The organism is Caulobacter sp. P4_E5 (genome assembly GCF_056401555.1).
Window position 1 is genome coordinate 1 of sequence record NZ_JBFUJD010000102.1, and the last position, 15,736, is coordinate 15,736.

Here is a 15,736-nt window from a genome sequence, read left to right on the forward strand (position 1 = left end):
GTCGTAGGGCGTGCGAATAGCCTCGCCCATGCGCGCCACGAATTCGGGGAAGTCCTCGACGCGCGGGGCCACGGCCTCGTAGCTGGCGTAGAACGGCGCGTGCATCATCATGGGCGCGCTCTCGCGGGTGATGGCCTTCTGCTGCTCGCGGATGTCTTCGTAGAAGCCCGTGTGGGCATAGGGCACGGACGCCAGGACCAGCCGGTTCACTACCTCGGGATGCTGGACCGCCAGGCGGAAGGCGACCATGCCGCCGAACGAGAAGCCCAGGACGTCCACCCGCTCGAACCCAAGCGCGCGCACCACGGTCGCCAGGTCGTCGCCCATGGCCACGGCGTCGATCGGCCGGTCGGTCAGCGCGGTGCGGCCGTGGCCGTAGAGGTCGACGGCGATCACTCGGTGGCGCGCGGTGAGGTCGCCGAGCACCGAACCGAACATCTCCATCGTGCCGAACCCGCCGTGCAGCAGGAGAAGGGGCGGCCCGTCGCCGTGGATCTCGTAGCCATAGTGGACGCCGCCCGCCTCGACATGGCCCTTCTGGATCTGGTTCATCGTCGGTCCCTCGCTGTTGCCTTCCCAGGACGGGCGAGCGCGGCGCGATCCGACAGCGGCCTGAAATATTTAAGCACAAAGAAAAAGGCGCCGGCCTTTCAGCCGGCGCCAGTCAACCTTGGAGGAGATCGAAGGACTAGAACGTGTACGAGGCGCCCAGGAAGAACTGGCGGCCCGTGGTGCTGAACACACGCTGCGAGCGGCGCTGCTTGCCGCTCCACTGGTCGGCTTCCTGATTGGTGATGTTCAGGGCGTCGAAGGTCAGTTTCAGATTGTTGGTCAGCTTGTACGACAGCGAGGCGTCGACATTGGTCGTCGCATAGCTGCCGTTGGCGTCCGGCACTTCCGACTTGAAGGGCAGGGCGGTCAGGTACTCGTCGCGATAGGCCACCGACACCCGGGCCGAGAGCTTTGTGTCCTCGTAGTACAGGGTGGCGTTCACCGAGTGCGGCGAGACGTTCAGGAACTGGTCGTGGATCTGGGTGGCCGGGGTCGTGGCCGTGCCGCTCGACAGGTAATAGAGCACCGAGCTGTCGACATAGGTGTAGTTGACCATCGTCCCCATGTTGTCGAACGGCGCCGGCAGGAACTTGAATGGCTGCTGCCAGTTCAGCTCGATCCCGCGGATGTAGCCGCCTTGGGTGTTGCGCGAGCGGGTCACCAGGTAGGGGGTGCTGGCGTCCTGGCCGGCGGGCAGCAGGCCCAGCGGCAGGCCGGTATTGCCATAGGGCTCGGTGGTGGCGATCGTCTGGATCGAGCTGGCGATCTCCTTGTCGAAGACCGTGGCGCTGACGATCACGCCCTCGCTGGGGTACCATTCCAGGCTGAAGTCGTAGTTCTTGGCGCGGTACGGATCCAGGAACGGGTTGCCGATCGACGCCGACTGGGCGCCGAAGTTGGTGTTGACCGAGCCGCCCGGCGTCAGGTTGCCGAAGCTGGGGCGCGCCATCACCTTGGCCGCGGCGAAGCGGGCGACCAGGTTGGGCATGACGTCCAGGGCCAGGTTCACCGACGGCAGCCAGTCGCTGTACTTGTTGTTGACCGTGATCTGCGAGGTCAGCGAGGTGTAGCCCGTGGCGTCCAGGTCGGTCTTGACGTAGCGCACCCCGGCGTTGCCGCGCAGGCGACGGCCGTTCAGCACGTCGGCGTCGAAGTCGACCTGGACGTAGGCCGAGCTGTCCTTCTCCTCGACCTGGCGGTTGTTGCCCAGGGCCGAGTTGATGGCCAGGGTGAAGTCGCCGTACTTGTTCGAGCAGTTGCAGAGCAAGCCGAGCTTGTCGATATAGGCCGAGACATCCGGCACCACCCAGCTGGTCACCGAGCCGGTCGGCAGGTTCAGCTGCTTGCCGAAGCCCGTGATCGTCTCGCTGAGCGGGGCCGAGCCGGGGAAGTCGGCGGCGAACTGGGCGAAGTTGAACGGGATGGTGCCCGTCGCCGTCACCGCGGTCGAGCTGTTGTTGGCGTACAGGCGCTGGACCTGCTTGGTCTGGAAGTCGAATGACTTCAGCGCGACGCCGGCCTTGACCGTGAAGATGTCGGTCAGGCGGTACTTGGCGTTGGCCTCGGCCGTGGCCAGGGTGTTGAACACCGCCGCCTTGACGACGCGGATGTCGGGGGTCAGGCCGGTGCCGGCGTTGGTGAAGGTGACGTTGGCCGGGTTGGCGACGTCGTAGCCGTAGTTGATGAACGGCCGGCGGGCGTCCTCGCGGGCGTCCCAGACATAGCCGGGCTTGTTGAAGCCGTCATAGGACATCAGCACGTCCCAGGGCTGCTTGAAGTCCGACCCCGAGTGACCGAGCTTCACATTGCCGCTGAGCCGGTCGTTGAAGCGATGCTCCAGGTTCAGGCCGATCTGGTGGGTCTTGGTGGTGGTCTGGCTCTTTTCCTCGATGTGCTTGATGTCGACATTGTTGATCTTCATGTAGTCGACCTGGCCGGTCGGCTGCACATGAACGTCCATGATCTGGGCGTCGACCCGGCCGGCGAACAGCGGGAAGGCCGCGCTGGCGCCGTTGACGTTGCGGTTCAGCGAGGCGTTCGACAGGGCGAAGTCGGTGCGGTCCTGGTCAAAGCGCGAATAGACCAGGTCCAGGGTCACGTCGGTCTTGTCGGTCGGCCGCCACTGCAGGCCGCCGGTCATGCCCAGGCGCTTCTGGTCCAGCTGGAAGCGGCCAAGGCCCGGGTTGCGCGGCAGGAAGACGTTGGGCTGGTTGATCGCCGCGTAGGCGGTCGGATCCGACGGCAGACCCGAGAAGCACTGGCCGGCCGGGCGGTTGCCGGCCCCCGACAGCGGGTTCACGTACGGGATGGCGGTGTTGACCACCTGGCTGCCGGGCTGCGAGGCGATGTCGGTCGCCGTGCCGCAGAAGCCGTTGTTGGCGTCCGAATAGTCCGACTGCGAGGTGTCGCTGTAGCCCTCTTCCTGCTGCTTGCGCTCGTTATAGGCCAGCGAGAACAGGGCGCCGAAATTGCCCCAGGTGTCGCTGATCAGGCCGGCGAAGCGCGGGGCCTTGGACTTGTTGTTGTCGTAATAGGCGCCCTGTAGCGAAGCGGCGGCGCGGAAGCCCTTCTTGTCGAACGGCCGGCCGGTCTGCAGGTCGACGGTCGCGGCCAGCGAGCCCTCGTCCATCTCGGCCGACTGCGACTTGCTGACGGTGACGCTGTTGAACAGCTCCGAGGCGAAGGTCGAGAAGTCGAAGCCGCGCGAGCGGTTGATGCCGGCCACCACGCCCAGGGTTGAACCGGTCGTGGCCGAATAGGCCTCGATGCCGTTCAGGGTGGTGCGGACGAAGTCGCCGCCCAGGCCGCGCACGGTGATGTTGCGGCCCTCGCCGCCGTCGCGGGTGATCGAGACGCCGGGGATGCGCTGGATCGACTCGGCCAGGTTCGCGTCCGGGAAGCTGGCCATGTCGTCGGCCTTGATGACGTCGACGATGTTGTTGGACAGGCGCTTGGTGTTGATGGCGCTGGCCAGGCTGGCCCGGAAGCCGGTGACCACCACCTCCTCGACCGCCGTGTCGTCCGGCTTGGCCGAGGCCGCCGGCGAGGCCGCCGTCTGCGCCGACGCGGCGAAGGCGGTCAGCAGGGACGCGCCCAGCGACAGCGCCAATATCGAGCATCCCGTACGCAGGACGCCATTGTTCTTGGACCGTGAGCCCATGGTTTTCCTCTCCCTGTTCGGCCGCCCGTGCCGGCGGCCGTGTTGATCGATGGGGCCGCCTTGATGGCGACTCTCCGTTGGGAGGGCGGGGTTATGGTAGGCGTGGAAACGAGATAGTCCGAACGACCCGCTATTCTCATATGGTGAGATTGTATCCCAACTTGTAGGCTACAATACGCTTCGCCGACGGTTCCGCCAGTCCCCTTTAGTGTTCAACGCGGCCATATTGCGGATATGCAACAATGCGTCCCGCATGCTGGGATGGGGCGTGCGCGCTAGCGTTTCCAACTTCCGTCCGGCGGCGGCGAAGCCAATTCGGCCAGCCGCGCGCGGCTCGGATAGGGCGGGCGTGGCGGCGGCCAGGTGCGGGCTGGCAGCTTGCGTGCAGGGCGCGGCTCGGGACCGTTGAAGTCCATGAAGACATGGTCGAGCTCGTTCATCGCATAGGCGGTGACGCGCTCGGCGGCCGCCAGGGCCTCGGGCTCGTCCTCGCCCAGATAGTCGCGGCGGAAGCGCATGACCCGCCGCTTGAACAGCGCCGGCACGCTCTCGGGCCTCAGCAACATGGCCAGGGCCAGCAGGAAGATGCTGCGGAACATCAGGTCGGTCTCGTGCTCGACCGCCGCCTTGGTCGGCCGCCAGTCGACGAAGCCGCTCATCAGCAGGCGCGCCCGCTCGTCGTCGTAACCGCCGCCATCGCCGCCGCCGCCGCCCGGCCCCGTCGAGGTCGGCGGCTCCGGCGCGGTCAGCCGCGCCAGTCGGTCAGCCGCAGGGCTTCCTGGTCACGCCCCTGATGGATCGCCGCCGCCAGCCGCGCCATCGCCGCGTTCCGCAGGTCGGACGGGTCAGTCGATAGCGGGGCGGCGTTGAAGGCGTCCACCGCCTCGTCGTCCATCAGCCAGATCTCGCCGGGCAGCGGCTCGGGCAGATTGTCCCAGGTCTCGTCTTCTCTCTGGGCCCGAGCCTGGGCGTGGGCTTCGGCGTGGGCCCGCGCCACGGCGTCGCTGTCGGCCTTCTTGGTGAAGCCGTCAGCGCAGGCGCGGCGATAGATGGTGGTCGGCGAGACCTTCCACTTGTGCGCCAGTTCCTTGGCGGTGGCGCCGTTCCGATACTCGGCGGCGATCTCGGCCCACGAGGCTTCCGAGAGCCGGAACCAGGTAGGGGGTGCGTCGGGATGTGATTTGCTCATGACCGCCAGTGTGCGGCCACCGAGAGAGGCGGGGATAAGTCGCCGTCTAAAATCGGCAAGCGCTTGAAAACGCTGATCTCGAGCGCCCAAACCAGGAGCGTTTCGGCGCGCGACGAGATCAAGGATCGCCAGCAAGCCGGCCTAAGACTCGCTCGGATGGGCGAAGATATCGGGCCGGCGCGCCCGGGCCGTGCGTGCGGCGTCGACAACCGTCTGGGTGCGCTGATCGAAGCGGTGCGCCTCGAGAACGCGCCTTTGCCCCGCCTTGGCGATCGACCAAGCGGCCGCGGGATCCTCCAGGAGCGCGGCCAGACGCTCCAGGTCCGCCTCCAGGGTCTTCCAGCGGTAGAACGCGATCTCCTGGCCTTCGGCGAAGTGCTCGCCCCACCAGGTGCTGTAGTCGGACACCGCGGCCGCGCCGGCGAGCATGGCGCTCAGCGGACGCTCGTGCGAGCCGGCGCCGAAGTTGGCGTTGACATTCAAGACCAGCCTGGACGCGCGCATCAATTGCGAGACCTCGGACAGGCTGACCGGCCCCATGCGCCGAAACGTCGGACAGTGTTCGAGCTGTCCCTCATATCCAGAGCCCACGAGATGGACCGGTAGGCCCATGGCGCCGGCGGCGTTCAGGAGCGCGCCACGGCGCACGCATCGCACCTGTTCGTGGATCACCGTCGCAAACTTGCGGGTGCGCTGGAGCGCGGGATCGGTCGGATCGAGACCGCGGGCGCGCAGCGACAGGTCCAGCGCCTCCAGCGGCGCGACGAATTCCGCGCCGAGCGCGATCTCGAGGGCGGTGTCGAAGATGGCGGGCAGCGGACCGTCCCCGCCCTTCCACGGCGGATCGTCCGCGCCGTAATAGGTGCCCGCGAACAGGAGCGGGATCGGACGACGCTCAACGAACGCCTCGACGCTCTCGTCAGGGGGGGGCGGCTCACCAACCGCCGCGTGCGGTCCAAATCCGATATGGGCGAAGTGTTCGTCGCCGAAGGTGGCGCGCACGGCCTCGACATGGGTGGGATCGACCACGAGAAGAGCTGTCTCGGCCGCCGTGCGTTCCAGGCGGTCAAAATGGCTCAACGGATAGTCGACGTGGTGAAGGACGTGTGGAGCGCCAAAGACCTGACCGATCGAACGGCCCTGCCTGTCACGCTTCTCGCCGAATATGCCCACGGAGTAGACGAAGGCGGTCGGGCCCACGGCGGCCTCGCGGGCCAGGGCCTCGTCCAGGTCCGGCTCTTCGACCGCGTCGATGATCACCGTGCTGTAACCTTGTCGCGTGAACGCGCCGGCGAGCTCGTCAATGAAGATCCGCGTGGCGTCGTATCCGGAGACTCCCTTGAGAAAAACCGCCCGCATCGACTCACCCTCAAGTCACACTCACTGCTGTGCAACCTAAAGCGCGTTGTCGGCCTGCGAAAATGAAAGTTCGCAATTTGCGCGCTTAGCGTGCGCCCAGTTCGGCCGAGGATCTATCCAAGGCCTTGCCAGCACGATGTTAGAGGGACGGATCCGTTCCAACGTCGGAGAAGAATCAAAACGCCCCCGCCAGCTTCCGCTGACGAGGGCGTCCAAAACACTCCGACTGGATAGCTCGGAAGCCGATCAATCCTCGTCCATCTTCAGGGCCGCGATGAAGGCTTCCTGCGGGATTTCGACCTTGCCGAACTGGCGCATGCGCTTCTTGCCGGCCTTCTGCTTGTCCAGCAGCTTGCGTTTGCGCGAGGCGTCGCCGCCGTAACACTTGGCCGTCACGTCCTTGCGCAGGGCGCGGACGGTTTCGCGGGCGATGATCCGGCCGCCGATCGCCGCCTGGATGGGGATGACGAACATGTGCTGCGGGATGAGCTCTTTCATCTTCTCGCACATGCCGCGGCCGCGGCTCTCGGCGCGGTCGCGGTGGACCAGCATGGAGAGGGCGTCGACGGGTTCGGCGTTGACCAGGATCGACATCTTCACGAGGTCGCCAGGCCGGTAGTCCTCGACCTGGTAGTCGAAGCTGGCATAGCCCTTCGAGATCGACTTCAGGCGGTCGTAGAAGTCGAACACGACCTCGTTCAGCGGCAGATCGTAGACCACCATGGCGCGGTTGCCGACATAGCTGAGTTCGCGCTGCTGGCCTCGGCGATCCTGGCACAGCTTGATCACGCCGCCGAGATAGTCGTCGGGAGTGAAGATGGTGGCCTTGATCCAGGGCTCGCTGATGCTCTCGATATGCATCGGGTCGGGCAGGTCGGCGGGGTTGTGCAGCTCCATCTCGGAGCCGTCACGCATGTGGATCTTGTAGACGACCGACGGGGCGGTCGCGATCAGGTCGAGGTCGAACTCGCGGCTGAGGCGCTCCTGGATGATTTCCAGGTGGAGGAGGCCCAGGAAGCCGCAGCGGAAGCCGAAGCCGAGGGCGGCGCTGCTTTCCATCTCGTAGGTGAAGCTGCCGTCGTTGAGGCGCAGGCGGCCGACGGCGGCGCGCAGGTCCTCGAAATCGGCGGCGTCGACCGGGAACAGGCCGCAGAACACGACCGGCTGGACTTCCTTGAAGCCCGGCAGGGCCTGGGCGGTCTGCTTCTTCTCGTCGGTGATGGTGTCGCCGACGGCGGCGTCGGCCACTTCCTTGATGCTGGCGGTGAAGAAGCCGACCTCGCCCGGACCCAGCTCGGCGACGTCGGTCGCCTTGGGCGTGAACACGCCGACCTTGTCGATGCGGTGGGTGGCGCCGGTCTGCATCATGCGGACCTGCTGGCCAGCCTTCAGCGTGCCGTCGAAGATCCGCACCAGCACGACCACGCCGAGATAGGCGTCGTACCAGGCGTCGACCAGCAGGGCCTTGAGGGGGGCGTCGCGCTCGCCCTTGGGGGCGGGCAGGCGGGTGACGATGGCTTCCAGCACCTCGTGGATGCCGATGCCCGACTTGGCGCTGGCCAGCACGGCGTCGCTGGCGTCCAGGCCGATCAGGTCCTCGATCTGGGCGCGGACCCGCTCGGGCTCGGCGGCCGGCAGGTCGATCTTGTTCAGGACCGGGACGATCTCGTGGTTGTTGTCGATGGCCGAATAGACGTTGGCCAGGGTCTGGGCTTCCACGCCTTGCGAGGCGTCGACGACCAGGATCGAGCCCTCGCACGCGGCCAGGCTGCGGCTGACCTCGTAGGCGAAGTCGACGTGGCCGGGGGTGTCCATCAGGTTGAGGATGTAGTCCTCGCCGTCGTCGGCCTTGTACTTCAGGCGCACGGTCTGCGCCTTGATGGTGATGCCGCGCTCCTTCTCGATGTCCATGTTGTCGAGCACCTGGGCGCTCATCTCACGCGCAGTCAGGCCGCCCGTCTCCTGGATCAGACGGTCGGAGAGCGTSGACTTGCCGTGGTCGATGTGGGCCACGATGGAAAAGTTGCGGATCTTGTCGAGAGGCGTCGAAGTCATGCGCGAGCGCATAGCACATTTGGCCCGCTTCGCGAGAGGCGTTGCGCCCGCTAGCGGTCTCGCGCGTGCGGCGACGGGTCGCGCATGCTTAACCGCTCGTTAAGTTTGGAGCCGCAAACCGGTCTCAATGGCTTGCAACACTGTTGCAATCAATTCGATCGAGAGGCCCTGCATGGACCGTCGCAAGCTGATCCTCTCGGGGGCCGCCGCCAGTCTGAGCGCGGCAGCCACCGAGGCCCTGGCCCGCCAGCGGATCACCTCCGAACAACTGCCGCCGGCGCAGCCCATCACCGACCCGAATGCCGCGCCGCCTTCGGCCGCTCAGGACCCGTACGCGTCCTCCTCGCCACCGCCGCCGCCGTCACCGACCCCCGGTTCGAACGGCCCGACCCCGGCCTATGACACCGGCCGCGCCCAGACCTATTCCGCCGACGAGATCGTCCGCGCCACGTCCGACTTCCTGGGCGTGACGGCCGAGAGCGCCGGAGCGGCGATCGAGAAGGTGTTCCGGGACAAGGGCCAGCCCACCGCCTACATCGCCGGCGAAGAGGGCTCGGGCGCGTTCGTGGCCGGCCTGCGCTATGGCCGGGGCCTGCTGTACATGAAGGGCCGGCCGACGCTGGAGGTGTACTGGCAGGGCCCGTCGATCGGTTGGGACTGGGGCGGCAACGCCAGCCGCGTCTTCACCCTCTGCTATAACCTGCAGTATCCTGACGCGGTCTTCCGCCGTTTCCCGGGCGTGGAGGGCAGCGCCTATCTGGTGGGCGGCCTGGGCGTGAACTACCAGAAGGCCGACGAGATCACCCTGGCCCCGATCCGCGCCGGGGTCGGCCTGCGCCTAGGCGCCAACGTCGGCTACCTCGGCTACAGCCGCAAGCGCCGGTGGGTGCCGTTCTAAGCTTTTGAATCTAGAGCCTGTCGCGTTCAGATGATTTCTCTGAACGCGACAGGCTCTAGGCGGTCAGTGTTTCTCGACCCTGCCGTTCAGCCAGTCCATGACGGCCAGCAGCACGCCCGAGACCACGAACGACAGGTGCACCACCACCAGCCAGAGCAGGCGCGGCTGGTCGAGCACCTCGTCGGGCTCGGTCAGTTTCAGGAAGGCCTTGAGCAGCGCGATCGCCGAGATCGCCACGATCGAGGCGATCAGCTTCATCTTCAGGCCCGAGAAGTCGACCGTGCCCATCCAGTCGGGTCGGTCCTCATGGCTGGCCGTATCGATCTTGGAGATGAAGTTCTCGTAGCCGGACAGAATGACGATCACGAGCAGGTTGGCGGCCAGCGACAGGTCGATCAGCGACAGGGCCAGGACGATCGCGTCCTCCGCCTTCATCGACAGCACGTGCGGCAGCTCGTGGAAGAGCTCCTGGAAGAAGACGACGATCAGCGCCGCCAGGGCGATGACCAGGCCGACGTAGAACGGCGCCATCAGCCAGCGCGAGGCGAACAGGCCGCGCTCCAGCCACGTCTCCAGCAGGGGTTTCTTCATTTGGGGCTCCTCAAGCGGCAAGCCTAGAGGTCGGCCGTGACGAACGCCACCGCTAGCCGCCGTACTCGATCGCGTAGCGGAAGGTGGTCGCCTGGCCAGGACCCAGCGGCACGCGCCAGGCGACCTGGCCCTGGCGGATGTCATGCTTGCGCGGCTCGGACACGACCTTGAAGGTCGGCAGGTTCGGGTTCTGGTGCAGCTCGACCGTCACCGGAATGGTCTTGGCGTTCGAGAGGTCGACCTCGTAGGTCCGGCGCACGCGCCCCTTGGCCAGCTTCGTCTCCTCGACCAGGCGCGGGCGGGCCAGGACGTCCATGGCTTGGCCGATGACCAAGTCGACCGGTTCGCCGATCGCCACGTCGCGCACGGCCTGCTCGCCGGCGAATGTGGGGCGGCCGTCGACCGTCTCCATGGCCGACAGGGCGCCGGAGGGTAGAGGCTTGCCCAGGCCGTTTGACGTCTTGTTCTCCAGGCGCAGGGTCACCTCGGGAGCGTGGAAGGCGTTCTCCTCGTCCAAGCTGTCCCAGACATTGATCCCGACGACATAGAGCCGCTGAAAGGCGACGCCCTTCTGGTCGAGGAACGCCACCTGCTTGGTCTGGCGCGGGTTCAGCGTGACAGGCTCGGGCAGGGTGTAGAGCTTGTAGTCGCCCAGGTTCGACTGCTCGGCCAGTTTGGCGCGCTGGGCAGTGACGGCGATCTCCTCGACACCGCCGCGGGCCTCGGCCATGGGCGCGGCCATCATCATGGCGGGCGGCGGTGGCGGCGCGGGCGGTGGTGGCGGAGATTTGCCGATGTGCGTGGTGTCCATCGGCCAGCAGGCGCGGTTGATCGACTGGGCGCGGCCCTTGTCGACGCGCACGTACTGACGCGACAGCTTGCCGGCTACCGCCTGGGTCTTGGCGTCGGCGAATTGGCTGCCGCCGCTGTTGACCAGGGTCAGCCAGCCGGTGAGGTCCAGGTGCTGGCCGTCCGGATGGATGTTGGCGACATAGTCGGCCTGCCAGTTCACGCCCAGGGCCAGGTATGAGACGGTCAGTCTGGCGCGCGTGGGCGAGGGGACGTCGACGATGGTCGACAGGCTGGGCTTGTCGGTCAGGCCGTCGGGGACGCGGCCTAGCACCAGGCGCTCGGGACCGCCGGAACAGCCCAGGGCTTCGACGCCGTCACGGGTCTGGACCATCAGCCCGTTCGGCCCCTGGACCAGGGTGGCGTCGATGGCCTGCTGGCGGCCGGTCTTGCGGTTGGTGCGCACCACCTTGATCGGCTGGCCCAGCGAGCGCTCGACCAGGGTTCCGGGGCTGAGCAGGGCGTAGTCGTAATTGCGCTCGACCGCCTTGCCGGGCAGGCCCTCGACCGCCGCGCTCTGCGGGATCAGGCCCTCGGCGACGCCGTCGAAGCGGATCGTGTGGCGGCCGGCCGGCAGGTCGACCGTGCGGGTCTCGGTGACCAGGATCAGGCCGCGTTCCTTGGCCTGCTGGCGCTGCCAGTCGTCCATCGCCTGGAACGGGCCGTCGCCGTCGCGATAGAGGGTGACCGCGACCTTTTCCGGCGCGGCGGAGGGGATGACGGCGGCATGGGCCGGGAGGGCGAAAGCCAGGCTCAGGAGGACCGCGATGCGGTGGAGGGGGCGCTGGTCGGAGACGCGGACGCCCCCTCCGTCACGATGCGTATCCGCATCGCGCCACCTCCCCCGTTTCACGGGTGAGGAGGACACCATCACCACCCCGTCTCGACCGTGAAGGTCAGCACCGTCTCGCCGTTGGCTGGCACCGGCACGCTCCAGCCCAGGGTGCGGGCATCGATGCGGCGGCTCTTCAGGCTCTCGGCCTTGACCTCGCCGTCGCGCCACAGGCCGCCCTGGCGCAGTTCCACCGTGACCGGCTGGTCCCTGGCGTTGCGCAGCAGGTAGCGCATTTCGTAGCGCGAGCGGGTCTTGGAGACCTTGGTCTCGGCCACCAGCGTCGCCTGGCTGGAGACGTCGAACGCCTCGCCGGTCTTGATCGACAGCTCCGAGCCGGCTGGGGTATGGCCGATGGCGTTCTCGCCGACGAACTTGGGATCGCCGGCCGCGTCGCGCATGTAGACTCGCATGGTCCCGGCCGGCAGCTGGCTGCCCAGGCCCGCCAGGCGGGCGTTGCTGAACTGGATGGCGACCACGGCCTTGACCGGCTCGGCGTCGCTGGAGAACCAGCCTTCGCGGATCTCGTAGACCTTCTTGGCCGCCACGGCCTGGGCCGACAGGAAGCCGACCTGCTTGTTCTGGTTCGAGGCGATCGTGGTCCGCTCGGGCAGGGGATAGACGTAGTAGTCGGCGATGCGCTCGCCGGTCCCGCTCTCGGTTCCGGCGCTGATCATGCCCGAGCTCCCTTGGCGGCGCGGCGGGCGGTAGCCGTTGTTCTGATTCAACTGGTTGACGTCGCCAGCCACCAGCTGGGTCTTGGCGTTCTCGAACGGCGTGCCGGAGGTGTTGGACAGCGTGATCCAGCCCTGCAGGTCCAGGGCGTTCTTGGCCTCGTCGAACAGGGCCACATAGTCGGCCTTCCACGACAGGCCCGAGGTCAGGTAGCTCAGCTTGGCCTGGCGCGGACCGGCGCTGGCGGCGTCGACGCTGACCGACAAGGTCGGACGGGCGCGCAGGGTCTCAGGCACCTTGTCGAAGATCACCCGGGTCGGGACGCCGTCGTCGCGCAGCACCTCGATGCGGTCGCCGATCTTCAGCACCACGCCTTCATTGGCGGCCAGCACCGTGGCCACCTCGGTGGTCTCCTTGCCGTCGCCGGGATTGGTGCGGACGATCCGGACCTGCTGGCCGACCGCCTTTTCCATCAGCTTGTCGGGGGTCAGCAGGTCGTAGTCGAAATTCTGCTCCAGGATGGTCACGCCCGGCGCCGACAGGCTGACCGTCTCGGGGCGGATGGCGGCCGAGACGTCCTTGAACTCCAGCTTCTGGCGGCCGGCCCTCAGGTCCAGCGGCCGCGCGTCCTCGACCAGCGCCAGGTCGGAATTGTAGATGGTGACCGAGACCTCGCGCTCTTGCGCGTGGGCCGCGTGGAGCGGAGCCAGCAACAGGCCGGCCGTAGCCAGCAGCGCGCGACGGTTCATCGACGTCCTCCCGTGTATTTACAGAAGTAAGCTACACGGGATTGGGGCGGAGTCGAGGCGGTTGAGCTTTCCCATTTCCCTCTCCCCTTGCGGGAGAGGGTGGCCCGCGCAGCGGGTCGGGTGAGGGGTTGAAGATAGTATCGGCCGCAGCGGCGGTTGAGGTCGAACGATGAGCCGACAGTACTATCGACCCCTCATCCGGCCCTTCGGGCCACCTTCTCCCACAAGGGGAGAAGGGCTGAATCACCCGCCCCACACCTGCTTCAGCTTCGCATCCCGCCCGCAGCCGGTGCGGTAGGCGGCGTAGTCCAGCGCGTGCCGCTTGGCGTAGTCGCGGTGGTATTCCTCGGCTGGGTAGAAGGTCTTCAGGTCCAGGATCTGGGCCTTCATCGTCCCGGACTTCAGGCGCTTGGCGGCGTCGGCGCGGGACTTCTCGGCGACCGGGCGCTGGGCGGGGGTGACGAAGACGGCGGGGCGGTACGACGGGCCGCGGTCGCAGAACTGGCCGCCGTCGTCGGTGGGGTCGACCAGCTTCCAGTAGCGATACAGCAGGAAGCCGTAGTCCAGCTTGGCCGGGTCGTAGGTGACGCGCACCGACTCGTAGTGGCCGCTCTGTTCGCTGGTGACATCGCGGTAGGTCGGGTTCTTGACGTGGCCGCCGGTGTAGCCGCTCTCGACCTTCAGGACACCAGGCACGCCCTGCATGTCATGCTCCATGCACCAGAAGCAGCCGCCGGCGAACACGGCGGTCTCGGTCTTGGCCGGTTTGGGCGGCGTCGTGGCGAAGGCGTTGCTCAGGCCGAACATCGCGAAAGTCGCGGCGAGGGTGACGAGGAGGCGGCGCATCGGGAGGACTCTTTCACGCGGGTGTCGTCCTAGATACGCACGGAAACGCGTGAAGGTTACGCCCTCCAGCCGAAACCGACCCCGCGCACCGACGGACAGGCCGCCAGGCGCGAGGCCAGCACTTCGGCCCGGGCGTCGCCCTGGTCGTCGATCTCGAGCCTAATGGCCAAGTGCTGGCCCTCGGGAGCGGCGGACAGGGCGCGCAGGCGGGTCTGCTGCACCGACGCCACACCCAGCACCCGCATCAGGGCGTCGGGCGTGTCGTCGGCGGTGACGAGGAAGAGACGGCGTTTCTCGTCTTCGGGTTTCACGGGCGCACCCATTGATGTTCGACCGACGCCGAGCTCACGCCAGGCCAGGCGGCGAGATCGCGGGCCAGCAGGCGGGCGGCCTGGTCGCCCAGGTGACGGACGCGCAAGCTGGCTTCGATGATCTGGCCGACCGGCTTCAGGGTCAGGCCGCACAGCTCGGCGCCGCTGTCGGCCAGGCCTTGGCGGACGGCGTCTAGCGCGCTCGGCGCGTCCTGGGCGGCCAGCAGCAGCTGGTGGACGGTGACTCCCTCGGAGTCACTGTGGAAACTTGGTGGAGAGGGCAGGTAGCTCATCGGGGTTGGTCCTGTGCATGAGAGGCTTGGAGGACCGAGGAACCGCGCAACAAAAAACCCCGCTCGTGGGAGCGGGGCTTTTGGAGATCTTGCGATCCTTCGGCTGTGGTGAGGGTAGGGTTCCTACCGCTGCTTGCGCCGATTTTGCCCCGTCCGAATGGGAACGGTTTTAATCTGGTTGTTAATCATGTTCCACATCGCCACCGCGCACGACATCGCGACGCCAGCGGTGAGGCCGGTCGCGATAAAGGCGGTAAAGGCGAAGTGCGATTGCATGTGGAAGCGATGAATCCCGTTAGCGCTTGTTACAGGTAGCGTGACGTTCGGACTTGCGCAAGGTCTTGCCTGCGCGGTGGGCGATCGGTCGCGGGGATGGGCAGGATTTGGCGGTCTTCGGACGAAGTGATCGGAAACTGGGCAATTCATCCCTCCTTGTTCCGTGCGGAAGAGGCCTCGCCCGTCATCCTCCAGACGGCGTCTTTTCTTGCGAGAGAAGACGGGACGCTGGTGTCTTCTGACATTTCACACTACCTATCAGCGACCGCCGCTCACGGACTTCCCATGGCCTCGCCGTCGCTGAAATCGCCCGCCGCCCGCACCCTGGTGCTGGACGTCGCCAATTCCTCCGGGCTGGAGGATTGGTCGCCGGACCTGCAGAAGACCAAGGTCTATGAGCGTATCCTGCTGGACCTGATCTTGGGCGAGTTGTCGGCCGGGGCTCGGCTGGACGAGCAGTCGCTGGCCGCGCGCTACGACACCGGCCTGGCCGGGGTGCGCGACGCCTTGGGACGCCTGGCGCTGGAAGGCCTGGTCGTCCGCCGCGCCCGCTCGGGCACCACCGTCGCGCCGCTGGACCTGGTCGAGCTGCGCCAGGGCTATGAGGCCCGGGTGCTGATCGAGCCGCATTGCGCGTCGCTGGCCGCCAAGAACGCCTCCAAGGCCGAGGCCCAGGCCATGTACGACGTGTTCGCCGACGGCGAAGAGGCCGCGCAGACCTGCGACCTGCCGGCTTTGGTGGCCATGGACCTGCGCTTCCACGCCGCCGTGGCGCGAGCCTCGGGCAACCTGGCCCTGGCCCGGATCCTGATCCCGCTGCAGCACAAGGCCGCCCGCTTCTGGGTGTTCTCGTTCAACGGGGCCACCGAGCAGGAGCTGCTGGACGAGATCGAGGAGCACCGCCAGGTGGCCCGGGTCATCGGCGGTCGCGATCCAGAGGCCTCGCGCCTGGCCATGCTGAAGATCCTGAACGTCCAGCCCGAAGCCCAGACCCGGCCGCACGTCGGGGCTGCGTAGTCTCCCAATCCTCCCCCTAGCGGGGCAGGTGGCCCGAAGGGCCGGAGGGGGAAGTGCTTTCGAGCCTGCCTCTTCCCCCTCCGT

General features: G+C 67.1%; 15 protein-coding genes. 2 read left to right on the top strand and 13 right to left on the bottom strand.

From position 1 onward, the window contains the following. The 6 genes from AC1DSO_RS22450 to lepA form a co-directional block, all read right to left on the bottom strand. The coding region (locus tag AC1DSO_RS22450) for an alpha/beta fold hydrolase (RefSeq protein ID WP_477070924.1) at positions 1–552 on the bottom strand (552 nt) is incomplete at its 3' end. A gap of 136 nt (positions 553–688) precedes the next feature. Beyond that, entirely contained in the window at positions 689–3,712 is a 3,024-nt protein-coding gene (locus tag AC1DSO_RS22455; protein ID WP_477070925.1) for a TonB-dependent receptor, read from the bottom strand. A gap of 275 nt (positions 3,713–3,987) precedes the next feature. Then, complete coding sequence (locus tag AC1DSO_RS22460; RefSeq protein ID WP_477070926.1) at positions 3,988–4,371, bottom strand: hypothetical protein; 384 nt, start codon at positions 4,369–4,371, stop codon at positions 3,988–3,990. Positions 4,372–4,457: 86 nt separating this feature from the next. Then, positions 4,458–4,901: a hypothetical protein gene (locus AC1DSO_RS22465; protein ID WP_477070927.1), complete on the bottom strand. Its 444-nt coding sequence runs from the start codon at positions 4,899–4,901 to the stop codon at positions 4,458–4,460. A gap of 141 nt (positions 4,902–5,042) precedes the next feature. Then, entirely contained in the window at positions 5,043–6,260 is a 1,218-nt protein-coding gene (locus AC1DSO_RS22470; protein WP_477070928.1) for a glycosyltransferase family protein, read from the bottom strand. A 246-nt stretch (positions 6,261–6,506) separates the two neighbouring features. Continuing rightward, positions 6,507–8,315 carry a translation elongation factor 4 gene (gene lepA / locus AC1DSO_RS22475; protein WP_477070929.1) on the bottom strand — a complete coding sequence of 603 codons (1,809 nt, stop codon included), beginning with the start codon at positions 8,313–8,315 and terminating at the stop codon, positions 6,507–6,509. A 172-nt stretch (positions 8,316–8,487) separates the two neighbouring features. On the opposite strand from lepA, the gene AC1DSO_RS22480 reads away from it, so the two are divergent. Beyond that, the gene (locus tag AC1DSO_RS22480; protein ID WP_477070930.1) at positions 8,488–9,213 is read left to right on the top strand and encodes a DUF1134 domain-containing protein; all 726 of its coding nucleotides are present in this window, start codon (positions 8,488–8,490) and stop codon (positions 9,211–9,213) included. A 63-nt stretch (positions 9,214–9,276) separates the two neighbouring features. Here the strand turns inward: AC1DSO_RS22480 and AC1DSO_RS22485 are convergent, their stop codons facing one another. From AC1DSO_RS22485 to AC1DSO_RS22515, 7 genes are all read right to left on the bottom strand, one after another. Continuing rightward, entirely contained in the window at positions 9,277–9,804 is a 528-nt protein-coding gene (locus AC1DSO_RS22485) for a TIGR00645 family protein (RefSeq protein WP_477070931.1), read from the bottom strand. Between the two features lie 52 nt (positions 9,805–9,856). Further along, positions 9,857–11,524: a DUF4139 domain-containing protein gene (locus AC1DSO_RS22490; protein ID WP_477070937.1), complete on the bottom strand. Its 1,668-nt coding sequence runs from the start codon at positions 11,522–11,524 to the stop codon at positions 9,857–9,859. Beyond that, positions 11,524–12,909: a DUF4139 domain-containing protein gene (locus AC1DSO_RS22495; RefSeq protein ID WP_477070932.1), complete on the bottom strand. Its 1,386-nt coding sequence runs from the start codon at positions 12,907–12,909 to the stop codon at positions 11,524–11,526. Before AC1DSO_RS22495 ends, AC1DSO_RS22490 begins: the two co-directional genes overlap by 1 nt. A gap of 243 nt (positions 12,910–13,152) precedes the next feature. After that, positions 13,153–13,755 (bottom strand): peptide-methionine (S)-S-oxide reductase MsrA, encoded by a 603-nt coding sequence (gene msrA / locus AC1DSO_RS22500; RefSeq protein ID WP_477070933.1) that lies wholly within the window; start codon positions 13,753–13,755, stop codon positions 13,153–13,155. Positions 13,756–13,811: 56 nt separating this feature from the next. Further along, a complete protein-coding gene (locus AC1DSO_RS22505) occupies positions 13,812–14,078 on the bottom strand; it encodes a hypothetical protein (RefSeq protein WP_477070934.1) in 267 nt (88 codons plus the stop codon). After that, positions 14,063–14,359: a hypothetical protein gene (locus tag AC1DSO_RS22510; protein ID WP_477070935.1), complete on the bottom strand. Its 297-nt coding sequence runs from the start codon at positions 14,357–14,359 to the stop codon at positions 14,063–14,065. Before AC1DSO_RS22510 ends, AC1DSO_RS22505 begins: the two co-directional genes overlap by 16 nt. Before the next feature lie 123 nt (positions 14,360–14,482). Further along, positions 14,483–14,635, bottom strand: coding sequence for a hypothetical protein (locus tag AC1DSO_RS22515; protein ID WP_156396198.1), 153 nt, complete (start codon positions 14,633–14,635; stop codon positions 14,483–14,485). Between the two features lie 285 nt (positions 14,636–14,920). Between AC1DSO_RS22515 and AC1DSO_RS22520 the strand changes: the two genes are divergently transcribed. Further along, positions 14,921–15,652 carry a GntR family transcriptional regulator gene (locus AC1DSO_RS22520; protein WP_477070936.1) on the top strand — a complete coding sequence of 244 codons (732 nt, stop codon included), beginning with the start codon at positions 14,921–14,923 and terminating at the stop codon, positions 15,650–15,652. The last annotated feature ends 84 nt before the right edge of the window (positions 15,653–15,736 follow it).